Source organism: uncultured Phenylobacterium sp., assembly GCF_902826855.1.
Taxonomy (GTDB): Bacteria; Pseudomonadota; Alphaproteobacteria; order Caulobacterales; family Caulobacteraceae; genus Phenylobacterium.
Genome location: NZ_CADEGK010000133.1, coordinates 8,197 through 13,445, shown reverse-complemented (window position 1 = coordinate 13,445; position 5,249 = coordinate 8,197). Strand labels below are relative to the sequence as shown.

Annotated in this window: 7 protein-coding genes; 4 read left to right on the top strand and 3 right to left on the bottom strand. The window is 70.0% G+C overall.

Annotated elements, in window-relative coordinates:
• Window positions 1-117: 117 nt before the first annotated feature.
• Window positions 118-783: a monofunctional biosynthetic peptidoglycan transglycosylase gene (gene mtgA, locus QZV94_RS17005; protein WP_367254685.1), complete on the bottom strand. Its 666-nt coding sequence runs from the start codon at window positions 781-783 to the stop codon at window positions 118-120.
• 132 nt (window positions 784-915) lie between these two features.
• Between mtgA and QZV94_RS17000 the strand changes: the two genes are divergently transcribed.
• From QZV94_RS17000 to QZV94_RS16985, 4 genes are all read left to right on the top strand, one after another.
• On the top strand, window positions 916-1,578 hold the full coding sequence (locus QZV94_RS17000; protein ID WP_293679307.1) for a nitroreductase: 663 nt from the start codon (window positions 916-918) through the stop codon (window positions 1,576-1,578).
• Window positions 1,575-2,219 carry a lysoplasmalogenase family protein gene (locus QZV94_RS16995; protein ID WP_293679305.1) on the top strand — a complete coding sequence of 215 codons (645 nt, stop codon included), beginning with the start codon at window positions 1,575-1,577 and terminating at the stop codon, window positions 2,217-2,219. The genes QZV94_RS17000 and QZV94_RS16995 overlap by 4 nt, the downstream gene beginning before the upstream one ends.
• Window positions 2,220-2,286: 67 nt before the next feature.
• On the top strand, window positions 2,287-2,748 hold the full coding sequence (locus QZV94_RS16990; protein ID WP_293679303.1) for a hypothetical protein: 462 nt from the start codon (window positions 2,287-2,289) through the stop codon (window positions 2,746-2,748).
• A gap of 85 nt (window positions 2,749-2,833) precedes the next feature.
• A complete protein-coding gene (locus QZV94_RS16985; RefSeq protein WP_293679301.1) occupies window positions 2,834-3,784 on the top strand; it encodes a cyclase family protein in 951 nt (316 codons plus the stop codon).
• A 38-nt stretch (window positions 3,785-3,822) separates the two neighbouring features.
• Here QZV94_RS16985 and QZV94_RS16980 read toward each other — a convergent pair whose 3' ends face one another.
• Together QZV94_RS16980 and QZV94_RS16975 are read right to left on the bottom strand one after the other, a co-directional pair.
• Complete coding sequence (locus QZV94_RS16980) at window positions 3,823-4,596, bottom strand: hypothetical protein (protein WP_293679299.1); 774 nt, start codon at window positions 4,594-4,596, stop codon at window positions 3,823-3,825.
• A partial coding sequence (locus QZV94_RS16975) for a WD40 repeat domain-containing protein (protein ID WP_293679297.1) occupies window positions 4,593-5,249 on the bottom strand: 657 nt, incomplete at its 5' end. The genes QZV94_RS16980 and QZV94_RS16975, both read right to left, overlap by 4 nt.

Sequence of the window (5,249 nt, the reverse complement as noted above, 5' to 3'; positions counted from 1 at the left end):
TACTCTTGCCAAGGTTTTTGCTGAAACTGAAGCGACAACCGTCGATATCTTATCGAATAGTGTCGGGGACTCGACACAACTACTAAGCGTAATGCCCATCGGCGATACGCGAAACAGTTATAGGACGCACCTCGTCAGCCCTTCGCGTCTGACGATTCCGGCGTTGCGGGTGATCTTGCCGGACCGGCTGCGGACGTAGGGTCCGGGCTTGGCCGCCCTCCAGGACAGTGGCTTGGGCACGATGGCCGCCAGCCGGGCCGCCTGCGCCGCCGTCAGTCGGCTGGCGGGCACGCCGAAGTTCTCCTGCGCCGCCGCTTCGGCGCCGTAGATGCCCGGCCCCCACTCGATGGAGTTCAGATAGACCTCCATGATCCGCGGCTTGCCCCAGCCCAGCTCGATCAGGACCGTGAACCAGGCCTCCAGCCCTTTCCGCACCCAGTCGCGCCCCGGCCAGAGGAACACGTTCTTGGCCGTCTGCTGGCTGATCGTGGAGCCGCCGCGCAGCGTCTTTCCGGCGGCGTTGGCGGCCATGGCCTTGCGGATCGCCGCGAAGTCGAAGCCGCCGTGCTCGCAGAACCGCGCGTCCTCGGCCGCGATCACTGCCCGCACCAGAGCCGGGGAGATCTCGCGCATCGGGACCCAGCGGCGCTCGAAGCCGCGGCCCTCGAACACACGCTGCACCATCAGCCAGGTCACGGGCGGCGGAACGAACCGGTAGACGGCCACCACGGCGACCGGCCCGATCAGGAACACGACCAGGAGGACGATGATCACGCCCTTCACCAGCCGGGCGAACCCGCCTCCCTTCGGCCGCGTTGCCTTCGCCGCCGGTTTAGCCCCTCGTGTTCTCGACACTGCCGCTTGCCCTGACCCTGGGGCTGGATGCTAGGCGCGATTCTGCAGAATGGGGCAGCCATGAACGTTTCCGACGCCGTCGCCGGCCGTATCTCCGTCCGGGCCTTCAAGCCGGACCCGGTGCCCCGCGCCCTGGTGGCCGAAATCCTTACCCTGGCGGCCCGGGCCCCCAGTGGGGGCAACCTGCAGCCGTGGCGCATCTACGGGATCGCCGGCGCTTCGATCGAGGCCCTCAAGGCCAAGGTGGCCGCCAACCCCATGGGTGAGACCCCCGAGTACGACGTCTACCCGCCCAATCTCTGGGACCCCTTCCGCACCCGCCGCTTCCAGAACGGCGAGGAGCTCTACGCCTCGATCTCGCTCCCGCGCGAGGACAAGCCCGCCCGCCTGCGCCAGCTGGCCAAAAATGGCGAGTTCTTCGGCGCGCCCGTGGGCCTCTTCTTCACCCTCGACCGCAAGCTGGGCCCGCCCCAGTGGGCGGACCTGGGCATGTACATGCAAAACGTCATGCTGCTGGCCCTCGAGCGCGGCCTCGACACCTGCCCGCAGGAGTACTGGGCCCGCTATCCGCAGACGGTCGCCGCCCACGTGGGCATGCCCGAGGACCACATGGTCTTCTCCGGGATGGCGCTCGGCTACCGCGACCCCGATCACCCGATCAACGCCTGGCGCTCCACCCGCGACCCGGTCGACGTGTGGTGCCAGCTGCAGGGCTTCGAGTGAGTCTGAGGGCGCTGGTCCTGGCCGCCGCCCTCGCCGCCGGGATCAGCTACATCGGCTCCTGGGTATTGCCCCTGCCGCCGGCGGCGGCCATCGCCTGGAAGGGCGCGGGCGTCGGATTGTTGGCGCTCTATGCCGCCTTGAGCGCGCGCTCGCTCGACGGCTGGCTGCTCGCCGTCCTCCTGGCCTTCGGCGCCCTGGGCGACGTGCTCCTGGAGACCCACGGCTTCGTGGCGGGGGGCCTGGCGTTCCTCGTGGGCCATCTGGTCGCCATCGGCCTCTACCTCAGGAACCGCCGGCCGCTGAGCTTCGGTAGCCTGACCTACGCCGGCGCCCTCTTCATTTTCATCGTCCTGACCGCCTACCTGTTCCCCCTGAACCGCGCCACCGCCGGACCCATCGCAGCCTATTCGGCTGGCCTGGGCGCCATGGTAGCGGTCGCCTGGCTGAGCCGCTTCCCACGTCCCCTGGTGGCGGCCGGGGCGATCATGTTCGCCGCCTCCGACCTGCTCATCTTCCTGCGCACCGGTCGCCCGACCCTGGACATCCCGCCCATCCACGTCGCGGTCTGGGGCCTGTACTTCGCCGGCCAGGCCCTGATCGCGATCGGCGTCACCCGGCGCTCGGAATTGACCGCCCGCTAACCACGCCGCTTCAACCGGCCTTCACCCGGCCCTGCCATCCTGCCCGCTGGCTCCCCGGCAGAATGCGATGCGCCTGACACCTCATCTCGTGATGACCGCGCTACGGCGCGGGGGCGTCCTGGCCGCCGTGGCGGCCGCCGTCGCGTTGGCTGGCCCGTTCCGCTACGCCGACCTGAACCTGCCGTTCCCCGACACCGTGGCCCACGCCATCCTGGCCTACACCCTGACGGTGCTGGCGCTGGCCGCCTTCCCGCGCTCGCGCTCGGCCGATGTGGTCCGCTACGCCCTGGGCGTCGCCATCGCCAGCGAGATGGCTCAGGCCCTGGTCGGCCGCGAGATGTCGCTGCCGGACGTCATCGCCGACGCGGCCGGCGTCGCGGCCGCCTACGCGCCCGTCGCCATCGGGCGCCTGCGCGAGCTGACCCGCACTCACCCGCACCTGACCTTCGCAGAGCTGCGCCGCATCGACCCACGCCGCGCCCGTCCCGCCCGCCAGGTCCTGGTGCTGGAACGCATCGTCGAAGCCTGACGCCCGGCTGACGAGAACGCCAGCCCCCCAAAGCTTGGCCGAGCCGCCGCGTCGTGACAGGCTGTCCCGAAAAGGGAGAGGAACCATGACCAACACGATCCGCCTGGGCGGACTGCTGCTCGCCGCGCTGCTGACAGGCGCCGCCACCACCGCCGCCGCGCAGGAGACCTGGTATCCTTCCAAGTACGGGGCCAACGACCTGAGGGGCGCCCTGAACAACCTCTCCCCCGAGGGCGTGAAGCGCGCCGTCAGCCTGGTGAAGACCGGCAAGACCTACGCCCTGGGCGTGCCCACGGGTCCCGACAGCCCGGCGTACGGCGACCGCGCCTACCGCATCGAAATCCTCCAGACGCCTCCGGCCGGCGATCCGCCGCAAGGCGACAACAAGGTCACCGCGCACGACGAGAAGGTGACCACCAGCATGGGCATCGGCACCCAGCTGGACGGCTTCGGCCACCTCGGCATCGACCATCGCTACTACAACGGCCTGAAGGGCGCCGACCTACGCACGCCCAAGGGCCTCGCCAAGCTCGACCTCTCAGGCCTGCCGCCGATCGTCACGCGCGGCATCCTGCTCGATATGGCCAAGTATCAGGGCAAGGCGATGCTTGAAGGCGGCCACGTGATCAAGCGCGCCGACATCGAGGCCGTCCTGAAGGCCAGGAACCTCACCATCGGCAAGGGCGACGTGGTGATCTTCCACACTGGCTGGCTGAAGACCGCCGACACCGACAAGGCCAAATTCCTGGCCACCGAGCCGGGGATCGGCGAGGACACCGCCCACTGGCTGGCCGACCAGGGGGTGGTCGCGATCGGCGCCGACACGGTGGCGCTTGAGCACATCCCGTTCGCCGACCCGAAGCGGGAGTGGATCGTGCACCAGACCCTGCTCGCCAAGCGCGGCGTGCACATCCTGGAGAACATCAACACCGCCGAGCTGGCGGCCGACGGCGTCGGCGAGTTCCTGTTCGTCCTGGGCGCGCCCCGGTTCGTCGGCACCGTGCAGGTGGTGATCAACCCGATCGCGATCCGGTAGGGGTCCCAGCGTTCGAAGAGCGAGCCTGCCCCAAGGGTTCAGCTTTGGGGCAGGCCGTAGAACGACTCGAACGTCTCCAGCGACGCCGAGACGATCAATGCCCTGAACGGGAACGCCAGCCACGGCGTCTCGGGATCCAGGGTCTCGAGGTTGGCCACGAAAGCGTCGCGCACGTCGGGCCGGATGGCCTCGCGGCTGTCGATCAGCTGGCCCCAGTGCGACGTTCCCGTCAGGTGCGGCCGCCCCCGAAAGGCCTCGCGCGTCGCCACGTACCCCGGAGGGAAGAGCCGCCGATACGCCTCGAGGTTGTAGAGCCACGACGCGCCACGGATCGCCCTCGCCTCGGGGTAAGTCTCGCGGATGTGGGCGACCATGGCCGCCAGCTCGCCGCGCCGGCGGTGGGCCTTCATCGCGGCCAGCGGCCCGCCGGACTCGTCGGTGTCTCGGTTATAGAAGTGGATCTTGACCGCGCCGGCTTCATCCGGCGGCTCGTGCGCGAAGCAACCGAAGCTGACCTGCCCAGGCTGCGGCCACGGCTCCTGCGGTCGCCCGAGCCAGGTCGCCTGCGTCAGCGCGACCTGGTCACTGAGGTCGTCGAGCCCCTCCAGCCTCACCGCGTAGGTGAGCCAGGGTTCACTGGCGGCCGCCGCTTCTCCCGACCCCAAGCCGAAGCGGCGGCTGAGGTTGGTGAAATTCAGCGCCGTCTCCGCCAGCGGCGCGCCTGTCAGCTCGACCATCCGCCGCGCCAGCCGCAGCTGCGCCTCGAAGTAGCCGGCGAGCCGCTCCGCCCGGTCCGCCCGCGGCCCCCTCACCCGACCTCCGCGACCCCGGCGTTACCGTCCTCGTCGCCCCAGGCGACGCGCTTGGCGTCGGGGCTCATGGCCAGCGCAGAGATCGCGGGGCCCGTCTCGGCCTTCAGCGGCAGGATCCGCTGGCCGGTGACGTCGGCGGCCCAGACGCGGCCGTCGTCCAGCCCCGCCGCCAGCCACGACGTCGCGGGGGCCGTGGCGATGCGGGTGGTGATGGCGGCCTCGTCGTAGCCGACCTCGGCGGCTTGCTTGCCCATTGGGCCGGTGGCCCCGGCGAACGGCCAGCAGACCGCGCCATTGGCCCCCGACGTGGCCATGAGGGCGCCCTTCGAGAGGAACGCCAGGCTCTTCACCTTGGCCGGATAGCCGCCCATGCGCAGGTTCTTCTCATCGGCCACCCGCCAGCCGTGGAGCTGGTTCTCCTGCATCGCGCTGATGAGGAACTTGCCATCGGGGCTCCAGCAGACAGCCACGTGGCTGCCGGCCCATTTGAACACCGCGGGCTTCTGGTCGGCGATGCGGGCGTACCAGAACCAGACCCCGCCATAGGTCGCCACCGCGAGCCGCCGGCCCTTCGGGTCGAAGGCGACGTCGGCCACCGAGCGCTCGTGGGCGAAGACGCGGGTGAAGGCCGGATCGGCGGGATCTCGTACGTG

Bases quoted from the DNA above. Each gene is read 5' to 3' on its own strand.
- QZV94_RS17000 (WP_293679307.1), top strand. From the start codon at position 916: ATGAACGTTTCCGACGCCGTCGCCGGCCGTATCTCCGTCCGGGCCTTC.
- QZV94_RS16990 (WP_293679303.1), top strand. From the start codon at position 2,287: ATGCGCCTGACACCTCATCTCGTGATGACCGCGCTACGGCGCGGGGGC.
- QZV94_RS16985 (WP_293679301.1), top strand. From the start codon at position 2,834: ATGACCAACACGATCCGCCTGGGCGGACTGCTGCTCGCCGCGCTGCTG.